Consider the following 17441-nt stretch of genomic DNA (forward strand, 5'->3'; position numbering starts at 1 on the left):
GCCCGGCTGGCCGCCGCTGCGGCCTGCACCGAGACCCGCGCCGCCTGGGAGGCCATCTCGGCGGCGACCGCCGCGCGCTTGGCGTGCGCCGCGGCCAGCGCGGTGTCGTCCCGCGCAGCCTCGGTGGCGGCGGCCGCCTCCTGCGCCGCACGGCGCGCCGCCTCGGCCGCTGCCTTGGCCCGCTCGCCCTCCTGCTTGGCCTGCTGCGTCTCCTGCGCCGCGAGGTCTCCGGCGGCCTGCGCCTGGGCGAGGATGTCCGCGATCGTGGCGACCTCGTCGTCGCGGGCCGACGCGACGGCCCAGCCGTAGGCCAGGAACGCCTCCATCGCCTCCGGCGTGCCCGTGTCCAGGGCCTTCTGCCCCGCCGCCCGCACCTGCGGGCCGCCCATGGCCATCGCCTGGTTGACCCGCAGCCGCTGGTCGGTCTGCCACTGGACCTGCCAGCCCGTCTCCAGGAACACCCGCATCACGGCGGGATCCTCGGAGTCCAGCGCCTGCTGCGCCGCCTGCTGCACCTGCGGTCCGCCGGAGGCTTTGAGCTGGTTGACCGACACCCGCGTGTCGATGTCCGTCGGCCCCTGCCACCCCGTGGTCAGGAACGCCTCGACAGCGCCGGAGTCCCCGGCGTCGGCCGCGGCCAGGGCCTGCTGCGCGGCGGTACGCACCGACGGGCCGCCATCGCCGATCACGCCGGCCACCGTGTCGCGGGCGTCAGCCCGCTGCGCTTGCTGCCAGCCGCCGTTCAGGAACGCGAGCACCTGCGCGTCCCCGCCGAGCAGCGCGGTCGCGGCAGCGGCCCGGACCTGCCCGCCGCCGCTGCGCCACGCCGACACCACGAACGTCCGGTCGGCGTACTCCGGTTCCTCGACCGCCTTCGCAGGCACGGCGTGCAGGAACCCCGACGCCATGACCAGCGAGGTGAGCGCGGCGAGCACCCCGCGCGGCCTGCTCCGGCGTCGTCGATGCGACGAGGTGACGACCACCTCGGATGCCTGACTCAACGTGTTTCTCCGATCCCCCGTGGGAACTCGAACGGACACCGGCTGGCAGCCGCACGCCCGGATCCGGTGAGCCCGGATGCACATGACGTCGGCCGAACCGGCGTGATGGGTGAATCGCATGCGGCGGTCGGGGCCGCGTGCGTTGTCGGCACGCTGTGCGGCGGCCGAGACAAGGCCAGGGCATCGGAAGGATGCCGCTGGCTCTGGTCGTGCACAGCCCGTTGCGGATCCGCGGGCCGACCGATTGCCGCAGACGTCGGTGTCCGCGGACAGCGGTGGTCGGACAGATCGCGGGTCTCAGCGTGCGGCCGCTGGAACAGCGGCGGAATTCGCCGCGGGCCTGATCGGCCCGACTACCGGGACTGTGATGACATCATGTGCTGGTCACCGTCGGTGGCGTCACGACACGTAGCCGTGTTCGTCCTCTTCGGACGGAATGGTCCATGGCAGCAGATGGCTCAGCACCCACTATGTCCCCCCGTGGGATCGTAGTTACGGCAGTCGCACCCTAGAGATAGGACTGTGCCCCTGGCAAGAGTGCTCACCCTCGGTGGCCCCAAACCGGACAGTCCGATCTTTGCGGCGTGTCGCCGCTACCGTGGGTGACTGATCGGCGTGGCGGCAGTCCGGCCCGCCACGACCCGGCGCACGCGCGGCTGGTGGACTTGACAAAGGTGATCACCGTGGGGAGAGGATGCGGCGTGAGGACGACGCTTTCGACACCGCCCGCCATCCCCACCGGAACCCTCTCCGCCAGCCGGCAGCCAGTGCTTTCCGCCGCCGGTGAGCTGGTCCTGCGACCCTGGGAAGCTGCCGACGCACCGGCCTTTCTCGCCGCCTACCTGGACCCGGAGATCCAGCACTGGCACACTCGCCAACCCGCGTCCGAGGAGCAGGTTCACGAGTGGTTCGAGCAGTATCGCCAGGCCTGGGCGCAGGAGACCGGCGCGAGCTGGGCGGTGACCCGCGGCGGCGGCGAGGTGCTCGGACGCATGGCCATGGGGTCTTTGAATCTCGACGACGGTGTCGCGGGGTGCGCATACTGGGTGCTCCCGGCCGCCCGCGGAGCAGGTGTCGCCTCCCGTGCACTAGCGGCGCTGAGCACGTGGGCCCTGGGCGAGGCAGGTTTCCACCGGCTGCATCTCGATCACTCGACCCGCAACCACGCCTCCTGCCGGGTCGCCGTCAAGGCCGGGTTCCCCCTGGAGGGCACCAAGCGCAGCGACGCCATCCACTCCGACGGCCGGCACGACATGCACCTGCACGCCCGCATCCGAGGCGACGAGCTGCCCGCCTGATCAGGCGGCGGTCATCGGGTGACGGTGACCGTGTACGTGCCGCGAGCGCATCCGGTGATCTGCCAGCCGCCGGGGACCTTCGCCGACGCAGCGTCGTCGACCCCCTGGGTGACGAGTCGGAGCGGCTCTTCACCAGGCACCCAGATGTCGAGTTCGCAGTTCACCTCGGCGGTGTCGACGGTCGCTCCGAACGTCAGGCCTCCGTCGCCCGGGTTCGCCACGAGCCGGTCGAGGCGGCCGGGGAACGCTCGTGGGTACGCCCTGGTCAAGGGCTGCGCGAAGCCTGCGGGCGGTGGGATCGCGGCACCGGTGACGCAGTCGATCCTGGCGAGGTTGCCCGAGGTCTTGGCGTCGGCGCCGGTTTCCGGCGATCCGCAGCCCTGCTTCCACACCCAGAAAGCGCCGCCGATGCCGAGCTGGTCCTGGGCCGCGCCGAAGCGCGCCACCTTCGCCCCGTCCACCGCCGGGTCGCCGAACCAGCCCCATTCGCCGGGCCAGTACGCCGCGCCGTAGGACGCTGCTGCTCGCGCCGACACCGCCAGGTTCCGCTCGATCGAGGCGACCGTCAGCCCGAAGCTCTGATCCATCGAGATCGACTCGCTGTACGGGTGGGGCGCGAACACCAGCTGCCGGTCGCTGGTGAAGCCCGGCGGCGGCGTCACGTCGAAGGCCAGTCCTGACCAGAGCACGCTCGGTTCGAAGAAGACCAGGTGCGGGAAGCCCTGCCCGGCCCGTTCCGCGTCACGGATCGCGGTGATGGCGGCGTCGTAGTACCGGCCCAGCAGCAGTCCGGAGCTGATCGGCGGGTTCGCTCCGATGCCGGGCTCGTTGAGCAGGTCGTATCCGGCGACGGCCGGCTCGTCGGCGAACGCCCGCGCAACGTACGCCCAGGTGCGCACGAGCTCGCTCTGGATCCCGTCGCGGTCGGTGTAGAAGTTGCCGAACGCCGTCGCGACCGCCGGGGCGAGGTCGCGGGCCAGGAACTGGCAGTGCAGCGTCCCGTCGGTGATGGTCGCCCAGGCGGGCGCGCCGTCCCAGCCGGTGGTGGGGCTGGTGCCGCCGCCGCACTGCTCCCCCGGCCGGGCCAGGGCATTGCCCCAGGCGTCCTGGTGCATGTCCAGCACGACGTAGACACCGTGCGCCTTGGCCGACGCCACGGCCGTGCTGATCTGCTGAAGATAGGCCTGATTGAACTCCCCACGCCGCGGCTCCAGCCGAGACCAGGACATCCCCAGCCGTACCACGTTGAAGCCCATGGCGGCGATCTGCGCGAAGTCGGCGTCGGTCAGCGGCTCGGTGGCCGGGACCGCAGGATCGCGCAGGTGGTAGTCGATCAGCTGGTTCACGTTGACGCCCCGCAGGATCACCTGACGGCCCGTGACGTCACCGATCGTGGGCAGGCCGCCGTCGTCCGCGGCGGGAAGCAGGTGCAGGCGCTGCAGGCCCGCGGACGCCGGCACCGGCGCGACCGGTTGCGGCCCGGGCACGGCAGCGGACCCGATCAGCAGGGGCAGGGCCACCAGCAGCACGACCACCGGTGCGCCCACGGCCCACCGGCGCGGCCCGCGGAGCCGGACCGCGATTCGTGCCGGTCGCCACCGCCACGCCACACCCGCACCGATCGCACCGATCAGGCCGACCGCGGTGCCGTAGCCGAGGCCACTCCCGACGCTGAGCAAGGTCGTGCCGATCCACCAACTGTCCGGACCGGCGTCACGCAGCCCGGCCGACGGCAGCGCGGCGGCTACGGCACAGGCCACGCCGATGCCGAGACCGGCGACGGTGGAGGCCAGCCAGACGGTCGCGGCCACGGCCGGCGGCGTGTGGCGCACGAGCCGCTGCTGCAACGCACCGACCGTCGCGCCGAAGACACCGAGGAACACAGCCACTCCGCACACGTAGCCGACCGGACCGGCGGCGGCGCTGGGCGCCGGCAGTAGACCGGCGAACGCGTAGCCGACCGGCCCGCCCCGCCACCACGACGCGCCGAACGCGAGCGCCGCCAATGCCACCACCACGAACATGAGCGCCACGCAGACACCGACGGCGGACGCGGGCCGCTCGGTGTCGGGGTCGACGGCGTCCGGCCGGGGATCGGGGAATACCTTGTCGGGTACGGCTGTGCCCGCATCCGAGGGGCCGAGCCGGTGAGCGAGCGCCGCCGCGGCGGCGACCAGCGGGCCGACCAGCAGGAACTTCATCGCAGCGAATCCGCCGGTGGCGAAGGCGAACCGGAGTGCCGAGCCGGCAGACAGGTGCGGCCCGATCAGCGGGGTGGCGCTCACGAGCCCGGTCGCGGCGGTCGCCAGCGCGGCGGCGGCGACCACTGCGGCCCAGGTGACGAGGAAGACCCGCCATCCTGTCCGCTTCACCCGGCCGTCGCCGATCACGAGGATCGGCACGGCTGCGGCGAGCAGCATGGTCGGCAGCCCGACCAGCAGCGGAGCCCAGCGGTAGACACCACCGGCGCCCATCAGCGGCAGACCGCGTCCGCTCACGGGCGCCAGCAGGCCGGAGGGGTCCCAGGCGGCGCCTGCGGCGACGATGAGAACCAGCGCCACGACCGTCCCGGCCGCAGCGCGGACGGCGGGGCTCCGCAGCCGCGAGTGCCGGGTCGTGGGCATCGGTGACGTCAGTACGCTCATAGTGATCGCGAAGCGTAGTCCCCGCCGAGCGTCGGGCCTGCCCCCGGTTAGGCCGATCGCGCGGCACCGTCACGTCCGTGTCCGCCGCTGAACGGCCGAGGTTCGCCGAAAGCCGCAACGGCCACGGACGCTTCCGCGGGCACCGGGTCGGCGGTCGGTCCCGGCCGCGGAATGTGGTCCCGGATCACCTCGTTGATCCTTGTATGAGCGTTTCCACCGGCACGGGTACCCGGATTCGGATCGAGCACGGCGCCAAGCGCGTGCGCACGTACTTCAACGGCCAGGTCGTGGCCGACACGAGCAGACCTGTGCTCGTCTGGGAGGTGCCGTACTACCCGGCCTACTACATCCCGCTCGAGGATGTGCGCAGCGCGCTGCTCGAAGCCGCGGGCCGCACGGTTTCGTCGCCGGGTCTGGGCGAGGGCGAGTTGTACACCGTACGGGTCGGTGACCGTACGGCCGTGGACGCGGCACTGCGCTACCAGCAGTCTCCTGTGGAAGAGCTTCGTGATCTCGTGCGGTTCGACTGGGCGGCCATGGACGCCTGGTTCGAGGAGGACGAGGAGGTCTACACGCACCCACGCGATCCGCACACCCGGGTGGACATCCTCGCCAGCTCGCGCCACGTACGCGTCGAGGTCGACGGGGTGACCGTGGCCGAGTCGCACCGGCCGACCGTGCTGTTCGAGACCGGCCTTCCGCCGCGCTTCTACCTGCCGAAGACCGACGTCCGGCTCGACCTGCTGGAGCCCACCGGCACGGTCACCCACTGCCCGTACAAGGGCCAGGCTGAATACTGGTCGGTGCGGGCCGGCGACACGGTGCACGATGACCTCGTGTGGTCGTACCGCACGCCGCTGCACGAGAGCCGGAAGGTCGAAGGGCTCGTCGCCTTCTACAACGAGAAGGTCGACCTCTATGTGGACGGTGTGCGGCAGAAACGACCCAGGACCAAGTTCAGCTGACGGCTGTCGGCACCGTCGGCGTGCCCGGTGTCCCCCGGGCCGCACAGGTGCGCGGCCCGGGAGACGACGCGTTCCGGGTCAGACGACCAGGTTCGCCAGCGCCCGGTAGGTGTTCGGGCCGGGTACGCCGTCGACGGGGCCGGTGTAGCCGCCGGTCTGGGCGAGCCGCTGCAATGCGGTGTGGGTTCCCGGTCCCGGCACCCCGTCGATCAGGCCCGCGTAGCCCCAGCCTCGGAAGCAGGCCTGCAGGCCACGCCAGCTGTACGACCCGAGCACCCCGTCGGCCGGCCCGGTGTAGCCGCCGAGTTTGGCCAGACGCTGCATGGCGGCGTACGTGTTGGCGCCCGGGAGACCGTCGATCGGTCCGGTGTAGCCGAACCGCCGCAGCACGGTCTGCACGCCCTTCCAGCTGTTGACGCCCATCACGCCGTCGATCGGACCGGTGTAGCCCCCGGCGGTGGCGACGGTCTGCAGCGCCCGGTAGGTGTTGGCGCCCGGCGCTCCGTCCAGCGGCCCGGTGTAGCCGTATCCGCGCAGCACCGTCTGGACGCCCTTCCAGGTGTTGCCGCCGGGGACGCCGTCGATCACGCCGGTGTAGCCGCCCGCCTTGCCGATCTTCTGCAGTACCGTGCCGTCGGCGATCGAGATCGCGCCCGGGCCGCCGGCGGTCACGGTCAGGTAGGTCCGGACGGCGGCGTAGGTGTTCGGGCCGGGTACGCCGTCGACGGGGCCGGTGTAGCCGTAGTCGGCGGCCAGGCGCTGCAGCCCGGTGTACGTGTTCGGTCCCGGGACGCCGTCGACGGGACCGGTGTAGTAGCCCTGGGCGAGGACGGTCTGCACGCCGCGCCAGCTGTTGGCGCCCATCACCCCGTCGATGGCGCCGGTGTAGCCGCCGCGCTGGGCGAGTTGCTGCAGGGTCGTCGCGTCCGCCGTCGAGATCGTCACGCTGCCGCCGGCCTGGGCGAGGTAGCCGCGCAGCCCGGCGTAGGTGTTGGGGCCGGGTACGCCGTCGATGGGGCCGGTGTAGCCGCCGCGCTGGGCCAGCCGCTGGATCCCCTGGTAGGTGTTGGTGCCAGGGACCCCGTCGACCGGGCCGCTGTACAGCCCGAGTTCCTTGATCAGGGTTTGCACGCCCTTCCAGCTGTTGGGGCCGAGCACGCCGTCGAGCGGGCCGACGTAGCCGCCGAGCTGTGCGACGCGTTGCAGGGTGAGGCCGTCGGACAGCGAGATGTCGGGCCCGGGGTCGGGGATCGGGTTCGGGCCCGGGGGCGGCAGGACCGCGGTGCCGAACGCGTCCGGCTTGGCCACGTTCATGTCGATGGTGACGCCCTTGACCGACCCTGAACTGCTGAACTGGTGGATGGCCCAGGTGGGGTAGGCCGAGCCGATGCGGGGGCTGCCCGGGGCCATGTCGTAGTCGGCGATCCACAGCTTCGCGCCGGTCGCCTGGGTCTGCGCCCAGGTGCGCGAGGTGAGCAGCGCCGAGTAGGTGTACAGGAACGGGGTGGCGCCCAGCGCGGCCTTGACCGCGTTGATGAAGGCCGCGGTCTGCGCGTCGGTCCACACGGGACTGCCGTCGATGCCCTCGACGTCGATCATCAGCGGGTCGCCGGCACGGTAGTCGTGCAGGTTGGCCAGGAAGTAGGCGGCGTCGCCGGCCGCCGTACCCCAGCCGCTCATCCAGTAGTGGCCGACCAGGAAGCCGGCGGCCCGGGCCGCGTCGACCTCCCGGACGTAGTACGGCGAGGTGTAGGGCTGGTGGGTGCCGTCGTTGGAGCCGCCGGCCTTGACGACGCAGAACCGGAACCCGGCGCTACGCGCGGCCAGGAAGTCCAGGTTCGCCTGGCTGGTGCCGACGTCGATGCCGTACACGAGGCTGCCGGCCGGCGGGGTCGGCGCCGGGCCGGGCGCGGGGGTGGTCGACGGCGGGTGCGATTGCAGCCAGCCGGTCACGCCGCGGATGGTGTTCGGGCCGAGGATGCCGTCCACCGGCCCGGTGTAGCCGCCGTCCTGGGCCAGGGACTGGATCGCGCGGTAGGTGTTGGTGCCGGGCATGCCGTCGACGGGGCCGGTGTAGCCGTAACCTTGGACCGCGGTCTGCACGCCCTTCCAGCTGTTGACGCCCATGACGCCGTCGACCGGGCCGGTGTAGCCGCCGCGCTGGGCGAGGGTCTGCAGCACCCGCTGGTCGTCGGCGGTGAGCGTGTATCCCGACGGGGACGGGTTGTTGCCCGGCCCGGGGGTGCCCGCGTCGGCCATCCGGGAGCCGACGTTGTCCATGGTCCAGCCGAGGTAGATCAGGCCGGACAGCGCGTTGTAGCGGGCCACAGACTGGGTGCCGATGCAGTATCCGCCGGGCGCGAAGTCCTCGCCGCCGGACAGCTTCGACGAGGCCATCAGGCAGCGGGTGCCGCCGCCGTCAAGGTCGAGGGCGACGTGGCCGGGATCCGGGTCGCCGTGGTCGGCCCACCAGTGGAACGCGCCGCGGGGCGCGGCCGAGTAGTCCGTGTTGTCGGCTCCGGAGGCGGCGTACGCCTGGTATGCGGTGTCCGCCGAGTCGCTGAGCCCGCAGGCCCGGAACATCAGGGCCTGGCACATGCCGTTCCAGTTGTAGCCGTTGTAGAAGCCGCCACCACCGGCGGTCGTGACGTTGGCGCGGGCCCACTGCTCGGCCCCCGCGACGGTTCTCGTCAACTCGTGCTCCTTGTATCTGGCGCGGCGCGGCCGTCCGCCGGTCCACCGCTGCGGGAAGTTCGGAAACGGATGTAGTGACGCTGGTCAGACGACCGAAAGTCGGGCCGAGGCGAGGATCGTCTCCGAGCCGACCAGTTGTGCGCGCAGCACCGGCCGTGCCCCGAGCGCGGAGGTCGGCACGGCGCCGAGCCGCAGCCACGGGTCAAGCTGCACGACCCCCGCGGCGTCGGTGTCGAGGTCCACGTATCCGAGCCGGCGCACCGGCTTGCGGCCCGGCGCCGCCTCAAACCACACGCTGCGGCCGACCGCGTGGAACTCGCTGATCGAGAACCGCACCCGGCGCCCGGCCAGCGGCAGGTGGCCTGCCGTGAGCGTGAACGCCACGCCGGACACGCCTCGCGCGGTCCGTCCCGGCGATCCGGCGACCGGCCACGTGTAGCCGCCCGCGGAGAACACGCCCTGCGTAGCCCCTCCGGACGGTGGCGGGCTCGCGGCGGCGGCCGCTGCCCCACCGGCCACCACCGGCAGCATCAGTCCGGGCAGCAGCGCCCCGGCCCCTTTGAGGACGGCACGGCGGGGCACTTCCCGCACGCCGCCATCGATCGATTCTGGCATCTGTCCTCCTTGAACTCGCCACGAACGCGACTTAGTGATCACATCCGACGGCCGGGCGGACGACAACCCAACGAAATCGCGGAATCCATGACAGGCAACCCGAACACGTTGAAATCGCAGACCAAACCACGAAGGGGACCAATCGGCGACGCACGCCGTCCGATCGGCCGACGGGGTCCCGAAATCGGCCAGGCAGCGATCTACCTTCCGGTGCGCAGCTGAAGTACCTTGATCGTTGCGTTTCGGGGGGCCGCTGTGACCCAACGAATCCGCAGACTTTGCGGCGGCCCCGGCCGCCGCCCACGGGGAGGAGCGGTATGAGCAGCCGGAGTGTGCGGTGGCGTGTCGCGGAACTGCCGACGACCAGGGCCGGCGTCGAGCGGGCGTTCTCGTACTTCATCGCGGGCGTCCGCCTCGGCACCCTCGCGCAGATGATCCCCGCCGTGCACACCGGCGTGGCGACCTCGCCGCACGGCGCCGCCTACCTCGTGTGCTGGATCGCCGCGGCCGTCGCCACCGTGACCGTGAGCGTGGTGACGCTCGTGCGCCGCCGTCCGCTCGGCGCTGCGGCCTCCGCGGCGGACTTCGCACTGGCCTGCCTGCTGCTGGCGCTCGCGCCGCTGGTACTGGAATCCGGCGAACGCTTCGGCACGTGGGTCGCCTACCAGCCCGGCTACGCACTGTCGATCATCATCACGGCCAGCGGCGTCCGCAGCCTCACCCTCTGGGCGGGCGGTCTGCTCGGCGTCGTCGTCAGCTACCTGGTGTATCTGGGCGCCTCCGCCGGCGGGTCGATGATTTCGACCGCCGTCGGCAACATCCTCACCTACGTGGTGTACGCGCTGGTCACCCGCATGTTCTTCGGCTACACGCGCCGCATCGCGCACGACGCCGACACTTCCCGGGCCCGGGCGGCCGAACTGGCCCGGCGCGAGGAGGAACGCCGCGCCCAGGTCATGATGCACAACGGCGTCGCCGTGATGCGCCTGCTCACCGAGCCCAGCACCGAGGCGGCCCGGTCCGGGCTCATCGACCTCGCCGAGGTCGAACTCCAGCGCATGCGCTCCTACCTGCGCGGTCGCGAGCAGCACGGGGACGGGACGGCCGCCGAGCCCGGCCATTCCGTGGCCCTCGCCGCGATGGTCGGGCGGGTGTGCGACCGGTTCGCCGACCTGAACGTCGACGCCCTGCTCGATCTCGGCGTCGGCCTGAGACTCCGCGCCGCGCAGGCCGACGCCCTGGAACGCGCGCTGGAGAGCCTGCTGCTCAACGTACGCGTGCACGCCCGCGCGGACGGCGTCGTCGTGCACCTCGACCAGGGTGCCGGTGGGAGCTGGACGCTGACCGTACGCGACGACGGTGTCGGCTTCGACCCGGCGGCGAGGACCGGCGGAATCGGGCTGCGCGAAGTCGTCGTCGGCGAACTGCGGAGGCAGGGCCTCGCCGTCCAGATCGAGTCCGCCGTGGCCGAGGGCACGACCGTGACGATCTCGTCCCGCCCCGCGACGGCGGCCGTCGGGTCGGGCCGTGACGCCCTCGCGGACGCGGCATGAGGCCCACCGTCGCGGTCGTCGAGGACACGTCGCTGATACGCGACTCGTTCGGCCTGCTCATGCCCGGCCTCGACGTGGTCGCGGCGGTCTCGACGGTGGAAGAGCTGATCCGCCGGCGACCGGTCGTCGACCTGATCGTGCTCGACCTGCACCTGGCGAACCTGGAGCAGCAGCCTGACGTGCGGCAGGGCATCGCCGCGATCCGCGCGCTGACCGGGTGCGGCTACCGCATCTGCGTCTACAGCCAGGAGGAGCGCCGGTTCGTCCTGGCCGCGTGCCTGGCCGCGGGAGCGAGCGGGGTCGTCTCCAAGGCCCTGCCGACCGGCCGTGCCGAGCAGTTGTTCCTCGAGGTCGCCGCCGGCGGCACCGTCGTGCCCCAGCCGGTCGTCGGGATCCTCGAGGTCCTGGTCCGGCGCGACTGCATCACGCTGCTCAGCGAGCGCCAGCGCCAGATCCTGCACGGCCGCGCCCGCGGGCTCAGCTACGCCCAGGTCGCCAAGCAGCTGTATGTCAGCGAGTCCACGTTGCGTGGCTACTGGCTGGATCTGACCCGGTCGCTGTCGGAGTCCCTGCGCAACCTCACCCCCGGCGAGATCGAACGAGCCCTCGGGCTCGCGCCGGGGGACCTCCTGGAGTTCTGGTCCGGGGAGGCGACCGACGCGAAGTCCTGGTGGCGCGCCGACAGCGGCAGGTGACCGGTCCGGCAGGGCCGCGGGGCGGATCAGCGCGACCGACGCCGCGCAGCGGTCGACGGACGCAGGCAGTGGCGAGGTACGGCGATGGAGCGGCGCCGGTCACCGCGGTGCCGCGGTGAGGCACCGCCGGGAAGGTCACGGAACGCGGCCGCGAGCAGCTGGTCGGCGCGTAGCGCCCGGATGACCGCACGGATGTGCGGCGGCGGATCGGCGACCGTCAGGTGTACGCCCCGTTGCAGCGCGCTGGTCCGGAAGAGCATCAGCACGCTGATTCCCGCGGCGTCGATCGCGTCGAGGGCGGCGACGTCCACGGTGAGCCGGTCGGTGGGATAGCGGTCGAGCGCGACACCGATCGCCCTTCCCAGCTGGTGTGCGGTGGTGGAGTCCAGTCGCCCGCGGGCGGTCAGGTACACGCCCACCGCCGAGGTGTACAGGCGCAGCTCCAGCTTGTCGGTCATCGGCCGCTCGCTCACGTCGTCGTGATGGTCGGGATCCGCTCACGGTTCCCCGTTCGGCGCCTTCTCAACCCTCGATTTCATCACGATTGGGCAACAAGCCGACGCTCCTGCTCGATCGGTCGAGAGTAGAGGGGTGGTCGCGATGGTCTTGCCGTACCTAGACGCTGGTGCAACGATGCAGTAACGCCATTCGCCGACCGGCGGGCCTCAGGGCTCATCCACGGTGGAACCGCCTCGATGAAGCGCTGATCCGCAGCAAACCCTCATCACCAGGAGTCGCTCATGCCCAACATCACCGTCGAGTTGCTTGCGGGACGCAGTCTCGACCAGCGGCGGCAGTTCGTCGAGGCGGTCACCGCGCAGGCCGAGGCGATCCTGGGCGCCCGGCGCCAGGACGTGCGAATCCTGTTCGTGGAGATCAGCGGCGAGCTCGTCGCCAAGGGCGGGGTGCTGGCCGTCGACGCCGAATGACGCCACGGCGCGAGCGGTGCGCCAGGTCGGGCGCACCGCTCAGGGCGTCGAGAACGTGCCGCGGGTCAGCTGCCGCCGCGTGGAGCCGCCAGGTGCAGGGCGACCAGCAGCGGCAGCGTCGGACCGAAAAGCAGCGGACCGACCGCGAGCGGCAGTGCGACCAGCGGCGCGGCCACCGCGACGGCCAGCAGCAGCAGACCTCGCCGCGGTGATCCGAATGCCAGGACCAGCGCACGACGGCGTAGGCGCGGCCGGTCGGCGAGCGGGCCGTCGACGGCGGCCGCCGCGGCCAGCGCAAGGTGGTACGGCACGAACGCGGTCAGCACCCCGACCTGAGCGGCCAGCAGCGCGAACGCCATCGGCGAGGGCTGCCCGGCAAGGAAGACGACATTGACGACGAGCACCGCGAAGGCCGCCGTGGACGCCAGCGAGTGCCGCCACAGCATCCGCCAGTAGCCGCCGAAGGCGCGCAGCGTGCCGGTGAAGCAGCGCTCGTCCTCGCCGGTGCGCCACCGGTACAGCGCGTGCCCGGCTGCGGCGTAGGCCGGCAGCCAGCTGACCACGGCCAGGCTGAGCAGTAGGAACGCGAGCCCGGCCAGGGCCGGGTAGGCGATCCACGCCATGGCCCGCAGGGCGAGCCCGTACCAGTTCGGCCCGCGCGGGCGTCGCCGCGACGGGCCGGCGGCGGACAGTACGGTCGGCGGCGTCATGGCAGTCATCCCAGCACACCCGTCCACGGCTGCGCGGAGGTGTGCAGGGTGACCCCGTCGCGGATCACGCGGGTGGCGGCGACGACGGCGACGCGGTCGCCGGAGATGATCACGGCGGCTGCGTCGGCGTGTACGCCCGCATCGTCGATCTCCCGGGACAGCGGCGCGACGAGCACGGTCTCGTCGCCGAAGGTCACGCCCTGGTGCAGCGCGGCCGCCCGGGCCGGTTCCGGTTGCAGGGTGCCGGTCGGCTCCAGCGCGGTGAGGAACGCGGTACGGGGCACCCGAGGGCTGGTCGCCCGTACCGTGTGCAGGTTCTTCGTGATGCGCAGGCTCGGCGTGGACGAGGTCGGGTTGGCGTCGATGACGGTGATGCCGGTGGTGAGCGTCGCGCCGGCCGGGGCGAACCGGGTCACCCAGGCCTGGCCGGGCCCGGACCGCAGCACCAGGCGTGATTCGTCGAGCTGCTCGGCGGGCCAGTCGCTGTGCAGCAGCATCGTCCACTCGCGGGGCGCGGTCGCGGCGAGCTCGTCAAGGATCACGATCCGGCCGCGCGGCGTCGTGACGAGGGTCCGGTCGCAGCGTACGACGCCGAGGCCGCGGTCGAACATCGCGCCGACCTCGGCGGTCGCATGGGCGAACCCGGCCTCGGCGAGCACGTCGCGCACCCTGGCCTGGTGCTCGTACGGCAGGTCTTTGTACACGTGGTAGCGGTCCTCGTTGGCCCAGCCCTGGCCGTCCACGAGCACGGTGTTGTGGTACTCGGCCCGTTTGCGGTTGCAGTAGCCGTCGTCGACGGCCAGGAACGCCCCGTGCGAGGCGAGCACGAACGCGCCCGCGTCGGGGTGGTGGTGGCCCGCGTTGAGGGTGGTCCAGCCCCGCTCGTTGCGCAGCCGCTCGGCGGTCTCCCAGGCGTGGTGCCCGCCGCCGGGGCTGGCTTTGAAGCTGACGAAGGTGGCGTCGTCGTGCCAGCCGGTCCGGGCGACGACCTGCCCCAGGTCGGGGAAGTGGGCGGTGGTCGGGGTGGCTGCGGCCGGATCGACGGCGGGCACGCTCGGGTCGTACCACAGCAGTTCCAGGTAGGCCTCGGCCATCACGCCCGGCTTGACGCCGGAGGCGTACGCCTCACGCCAGAAAAACTCGCGGGCGACCTTGTCCGCGAGCCACTGCGCCTCGCCGATGCGGTACGCGGAGGCGAGTTTGTAGTAGAGGGCGACGCTGTGTCCGCTGCGCCGATCGTGGCAGTCGCCGTGGTCGACGTTCTCCTGGAAGCCGGGCGCGCACTGGTGCAGCCGCCAGCCGAAGGTGTTGCGCAGGAAGCCGCCGTGCCGCCACAGGTCGTCGCCTTCGGCGTGCTGGACCAGGTCGGCGTAGACGGCCAGCCACGGCACGCCGTAGCGCCAGTAGACGACGCCTTCGGAGTCGGATCCGTCGGCCGGCATCAGTTCCAGCACGGTCTCCATGCCGGCGCGGGCCCGTTTGGTCCAGTCCGGACGGTCCAGCACGTAGCCGGCCGCGGCCAGGCCGGTGTGGCAGATCCAGTGGTGGTTCTGCCAGTAGCTCGACGACCACCAGCCGCCCTCGGTGGCCACGGCGTAGTCGTACAGCCGCTGCCCCTGCAGCTCCAGTTTCTCGCGCAGCAGCTCGGCCCGCTCGGGACCGAGGTCCTCGCGCAGCCAGCTGTAGGCCAGCGACAGCCCGTGCAGCAGCCAGCCCGCGTCGAGGTCGTGGTCGGGCAGGTTCGCCTTGCCCCAGTGCGGGTACGCCACGCAGGTGGAGATCCAGCGCCACGCCTCGTCGAGGTAGCCGCGCTGGCCGGTGAGCCGGTAGGCCAGGGCGAGGTTGGCCGCGGCCGGACCGAAGTAGGTGATGCTGGCCGTGGGGTGTTCGGCGGGCGGGTGCTGCAGCCGGTACCACTCGCACTGCTCGTACAGCCGCCGCCACTGCTCGCGGTGGGTGGTGGACAGCGATTCGCGCAGCTGGTCGAGACGGTCGGGAATGAGCAGCATGGTCAGCTCCTGTCCTGCGGGATCGTGCGGTACACCGAGCGGAAGGTGACCTCGGTGGCGTCGTGCGCGGTCCAGTCCACGTGGGTGCGGGACCGCTGCGGGTCGTCGGCCGGGCCGGGGCCGGGCCGGGCGGTGAAGAACGCCGCCGTGTCGGCGGTGTGCGTGCCGTGCAGCGTCCGGTCACCGGCCCAGACGGTGGTGACGGCATCGCCGACGGCTCGCACCTGCAGTTCGGTGTCGGGGCGCAGGTGCAGGGCGATCCGGCGGGGCCGGTCGGCGCGCACGGTCAGCTCGTCGGTCAGGCTGCCGTCGTGCAGGGTGAGCCGCCGCGTCGCGGTCACCCCGGGGTACGCGCTGTCGCAGGCGACTTCGACGCCGTGCGCGTCGGCGCGGACCAGGCGCCCGGCGCATTCGGCCTGCTCCTGCCCGTCGACGGAGAACGCGGGGTGGGCGGCGGTGGAGGCGTAGTGCTCGCGCCAGCCGGGATGCCCGTACGGGACCTGGCCGGGGTCGGGTTGCCAGGGGGTGTGCGGGCCGTAGAGGTAGAGGGCGAGCTTGTCCCGGTGTCCGTGGGAGCCGCCGTGCGGCCCGAAGTCGACTATCGCGGTGAGGTCGGGGCCGCGCAGGACGGCGTACCCGGCGTCGCCGAACACGGTCACCGGTTCGGGTTCCCCTGGTGCCGGCAGCAGCTGCGCGCTCAGCTCGGCCAGGTCGGCCAGTTCCTGGTCGTAGGCGGGCCGCCGGTACGGGCCGTCGTGCAGGGCGGGCAGCTGCCCCGGCCGGGCGATCACGGTCAGCGCACGGGCCATCGCGGCCAGCCGCGCCGCGACGTCGCCCGGGACGGCCACGTCCGGGCAGGCGCGCAACGCCAGCAGGTAGGCCCGCAGCACGAAGGCGTGGTAGTAGGTGCTGGCCTCCCATTCCCAGCCGTCGGCCCCGGTGGCGGCGAGCACGTGGCTGAAGACGCCGTGCTCGCCGGTGAGCCAGTCCGGGTCGCCGGTGCATACGGCGCCTGCGGCCAGGTGCCAGGCGGTGTAGTTGGAGCGGAACCGGTCCTGGGCGACCAGGGTGTCGCGGGCGAGTGCGGCGCGGGCGGCCAGGGTGCGGCGCAGCGGTCCGGCGGCCCCGGCGCGCATGGCGGCCTCGCCGATGGTCACCGCCCAGATCGACTCGGTAAGGGCCTGCTGGAACAGGTGCCCGCGGTGCATCCACGCGTCGGCGTCGTCGTTCTCGGTCGCGCCGAGCCGCTCGTACAGTGCGGTGTAGCGGTCCAGCAGGTCGACGGCGGCGGCGCGGTCGCGGGGTGTGCCGGTGCGGGCCAGGCGGCGGATCTCGCGGGCGCAGGCCTGGTGGGCCAGCACCGTCCACGCGCCGCGCACCTCGGGGGTGTCGATGCGGCAGCCGTGCGCGCAGGGCGCGCCGTCCGCCGGGAACCGCCCGCCGAGCAGGCCGACGTGGTCGAGTTCGACGCCGTGAGCGGGACAGACGTAGCGGTGCCACCAGCCGCCGCGCTGCTCGGGCAGCGCGACGACCGGCGGCGAGGCGACCGTGGAGGTCACCGGAACCACGCCCCGCCGTCGATGTCGACGGTGGACCCGGTGGTGTATCCGGCCGCGTCGGAGCTGAGCCACACGACCGCCCCGGCGACCTCGCCGACGGAACCCGGGCGCTTGAGCGGCACCCCGGCGACGATGTTCTGCTGGGCCTGCGGCGGCGTGAACGTGTTGTGGAACGCGGTGTCGCCGATGAAGCCGGGTGCCAGCGCGTTGACCGTGATGCCGTCGGCGGCGAGTTCCTTGGCCAGGCCCTTGGTGAGGCCGCGGATGCCGGCCTTGGCGGCGGCGTAGACGGCGGTGCCGGGGCCGCCGCCGTTGTGCGCGGCCAGCGACGACATGGTGATGATCCGGCCGCGGGCGCCGGCCTTGCGCAGGTGGGGCAGGGCCGCGCGGACGGTCCGGAACGTCGCGCCGAGGTTGACGTCGACGACCCGGGCGAAGTGCTCGTCGCTCATGTCGGCGACGGGCACCCGGCCGACGAGGTGGCCCGCGTTGCAGACGACGATGTCGAGGCCGCCGAGGAACGCGGCCGCGTCCTCGACCAGCCGGTCGACGGCGGCGCTGTCGGTGACGTCGGCCTGCAGCGCGACGGCGCGGCGGCCGACCGCGGTGACCGCGGCGACGACCTCGGCCGCGCCGGCCGCGGACTGACCGTAGTGGACGGCGACGTCGGCACCGGCCTGGGCCAGGGACAGGGCGATGGCGGCGCCGATGCCGTGGCCGGCACCGGTGACCAGGGCGCGGCGGCCGGTCAGGTCGAACATGGGGTGG

14 protein-coding genes are annotated in these 17441 nt (G+C 72.6%); 5 read left to right on the forward strand and 9 right to left on the reverse strand.

Annotated elements, in window-relative coordinates:
• Window positions 1-1001 (reverse strand): ALF repeat-containing protein (locus FLL47_RS28205; RefSeq protein ID WP_246158752.1); only part of this gene is annotated, 1001 nt, incomplete at its 3' end.
• A gap of 701 nt (window positions 1002-1702) precedes the next feature.
• Between FLL47_RS28205 and FLL47_RS28210 the strand changes: the two genes are divergently transcribed.
• Window positions 1703-2299: a GNAT family N-acetyltransferase gene (locus FLL47_RS28210; RefSeq protein WP_144124064.1), complete on the forward strand. Its 597-nt coding sequence runs from the start codon at window positions 1703-1705 to the stop codon at window positions 2297-2299.
• A gap of 11 nt (window positions 2300-2310) precedes the next feature.
• Here the strand turns inward: FLL47_RS28210 and FLL47_RS28215 are convergent, their stop codons facing one another.
• Window positions 2311-4923 carry a cellulase family glycosylhydrolase gene (locus tag FLL47_RS28215; protein ID WP_144124066.1) on the reverse strand — a complete coding sequence of 871 codons (2613 nt, stop codon included), beginning with the start codon at window positions 4921-4923 and terminating at the stop codon, window positions 2311-2313.
• A 224-nt stretch (window positions 4924-5147) separates the two neighbouring features.
• On the opposite strand from FLL47_RS28215, the gene FLL47_RS28220 reads away from it, so the two are divergent.
• Window positions 5148-5909 (forward strand): DUF427 domain-containing protein, encoded by a 762-nt coding sequence (locus FLL47_RS28220; RefSeq protein ID WP_144124068.1) that lies wholly within the window; start codon window positions 5148-5150, stop codon window positions 5907-5909.
• Between the two features lie 78 nt (window positions 5910-5987).
• Here FLL47_RS28220 and FLL47_RS28225 read toward each other — a convergent pair whose 3' ends face one another.
• Together FLL47_RS28225 and FLL47_RS28230 are read right to left on the reverse strand one after the other, a co-directional pair.
• Complete coding sequence (locus tag FLL47_RS28225; RefSeq protein ID WP_222106239.1) at window positions 5988-8603, reverse strand: GH25 family lysozyme; 2616 nt, start codon at window positions 8601-8603, stop codon at window positions 5988-5990.
• An 84-nt stretch (window positions 8604-8687) separates the two neighbouring features.
• Window positions 8688-9218, reverse strand: coding sequence for a hypothetical protein (locus FLL47_RS28230; RefSeq protein WP_144124070.1), 531 nt, complete (start codon window positions 9216-9218; stop codon window positions 8688-8690).
• Between the two features lie 317 nt (window positions 9219-9535).
• On the opposite strand from FLL47_RS28230, the gene FLL47_RS28235 reads away from it, so the two are divergent.
• Both FLL47_RS28235 and FLL47_RS28240 read left to right on the forward strand, forming a co-directional pair.
• Complete coding sequence (locus tag FLL47_RS28235; RefSeq protein ID WP_246158754.1) at window positions 9536-10771, forward strand: ATP-binding protein; 1236 nt, start codon at window positions 9536-9538, stop codon at window positions 10769-10771.
• Entirely contained in the window at window positions 10768-11466 is a 699-nt protein-coding gene (locus FLL47_RS28240) for a LuxR C-terminal-related transcriptional regulator (protein ID WP_144124072.1), read from the forward strand. The genes FLL47_RS28235 and FLL47_RS28240 overlap by 4 nt, the downstream gene beginning before the upstream one ends.
• Before the next feature lie 26 nt (window positions 11467-11492).
• On the opposite strand, the gene FLL47_RS28245 is transcribed toward FLL47_RS28240, so the two are convergent.
• Window positions 11493-11924, reverse strand: coding sequence for an STAS domain-containing protein (locus FLL47_RS28245; RefSeq protein ID WP_144124074.1), 432 nt, complete (start codon window positions 11922-11924; stop codon window positions 11493-11495).
• Window positions 11925-12206: 282 nt separating this feature from the next.
• Between FLL47_RS28245 and FLL47_RS28250 the strand changes: the two genes are divergently transcribed.
• Window positions 12207-12395 (forward strand): tautomerase family protein, encoded by a 189-nt coding sequence (locus FLL47_RS28250; RefSeq protein ID WP_144124076.1) that lies wholly within the window; start codon window positions 12207-12209, stop codon window positions 12393-12395.
• Between the two features lie 65 nt (window positions 12396-12460).
• Here the strand turns inward: FLL47_RS28250 and FLL47_RS28255 are convergent, their stop codons facing one another.
• From FLL47_RS28255 to FLL47_RS28270, 4 genes are read right to left on the reverse strand one after another with little or no spacing between them, the layout of a single operon-like run.
• Complete coding sequence (locus FLL47_RS28255; protein WP_222106240.1) at window positions 12461-13105, reverse strand: hypothetical protein; 645 nt, start codon at window positions 13103-13105, stop codon at window positions 12461-12463.
• Between the two features lie 5 nt (window positions 13106-13110).
• A complete protein-coding gene (locus tag FLL47_RS28260) occupies window positions 13111-15114 on the reverse strand; it encodes a heparinase II/III domain-containing protein (RefSeq protein WP_144124078.1) in 2004 nt (667 codons plus the stop codon).
• A 2-nt stretch (window positions 15115-15116) separates the two neighbouring features.
• Window positions 15117-16673, reverse strand: coding sequence for a heparinase II/III domain-containing protein (locus tag FLL47_RS28265; RefSeq protein ID WP_144124080.1), 1557 nt, complete (start codon window positions 16671-16673; stop codon window positions 15117-15119).
• Complete coding sequence (locus tag FLL47_RS28270) at window positions 16670-17434, reverse strand: SDR family NAD(P)-dependent oxidoreductase (protein ID WP_144124082.1); 765 nt, start codon at window positions 17432-17434, stop codon at window positions 16670-16672. Before FLL47_RS28270 ends, FLL47_RS28265 begins: the two co-directional genes overlap by 4 nt.
• Window positions 17435-17441: the final 7 nt, after the last annotated feature.

Source organism: Catellatospora sichuanensis, from assembly GCF_007483665.1.
Classification (GTDB): Bacteria; Actinomycetota; Actinomycetes; order Mycobacteriales; family Micromonosporaceae; genus Catellatospora; species Catellatospora sichuanensis.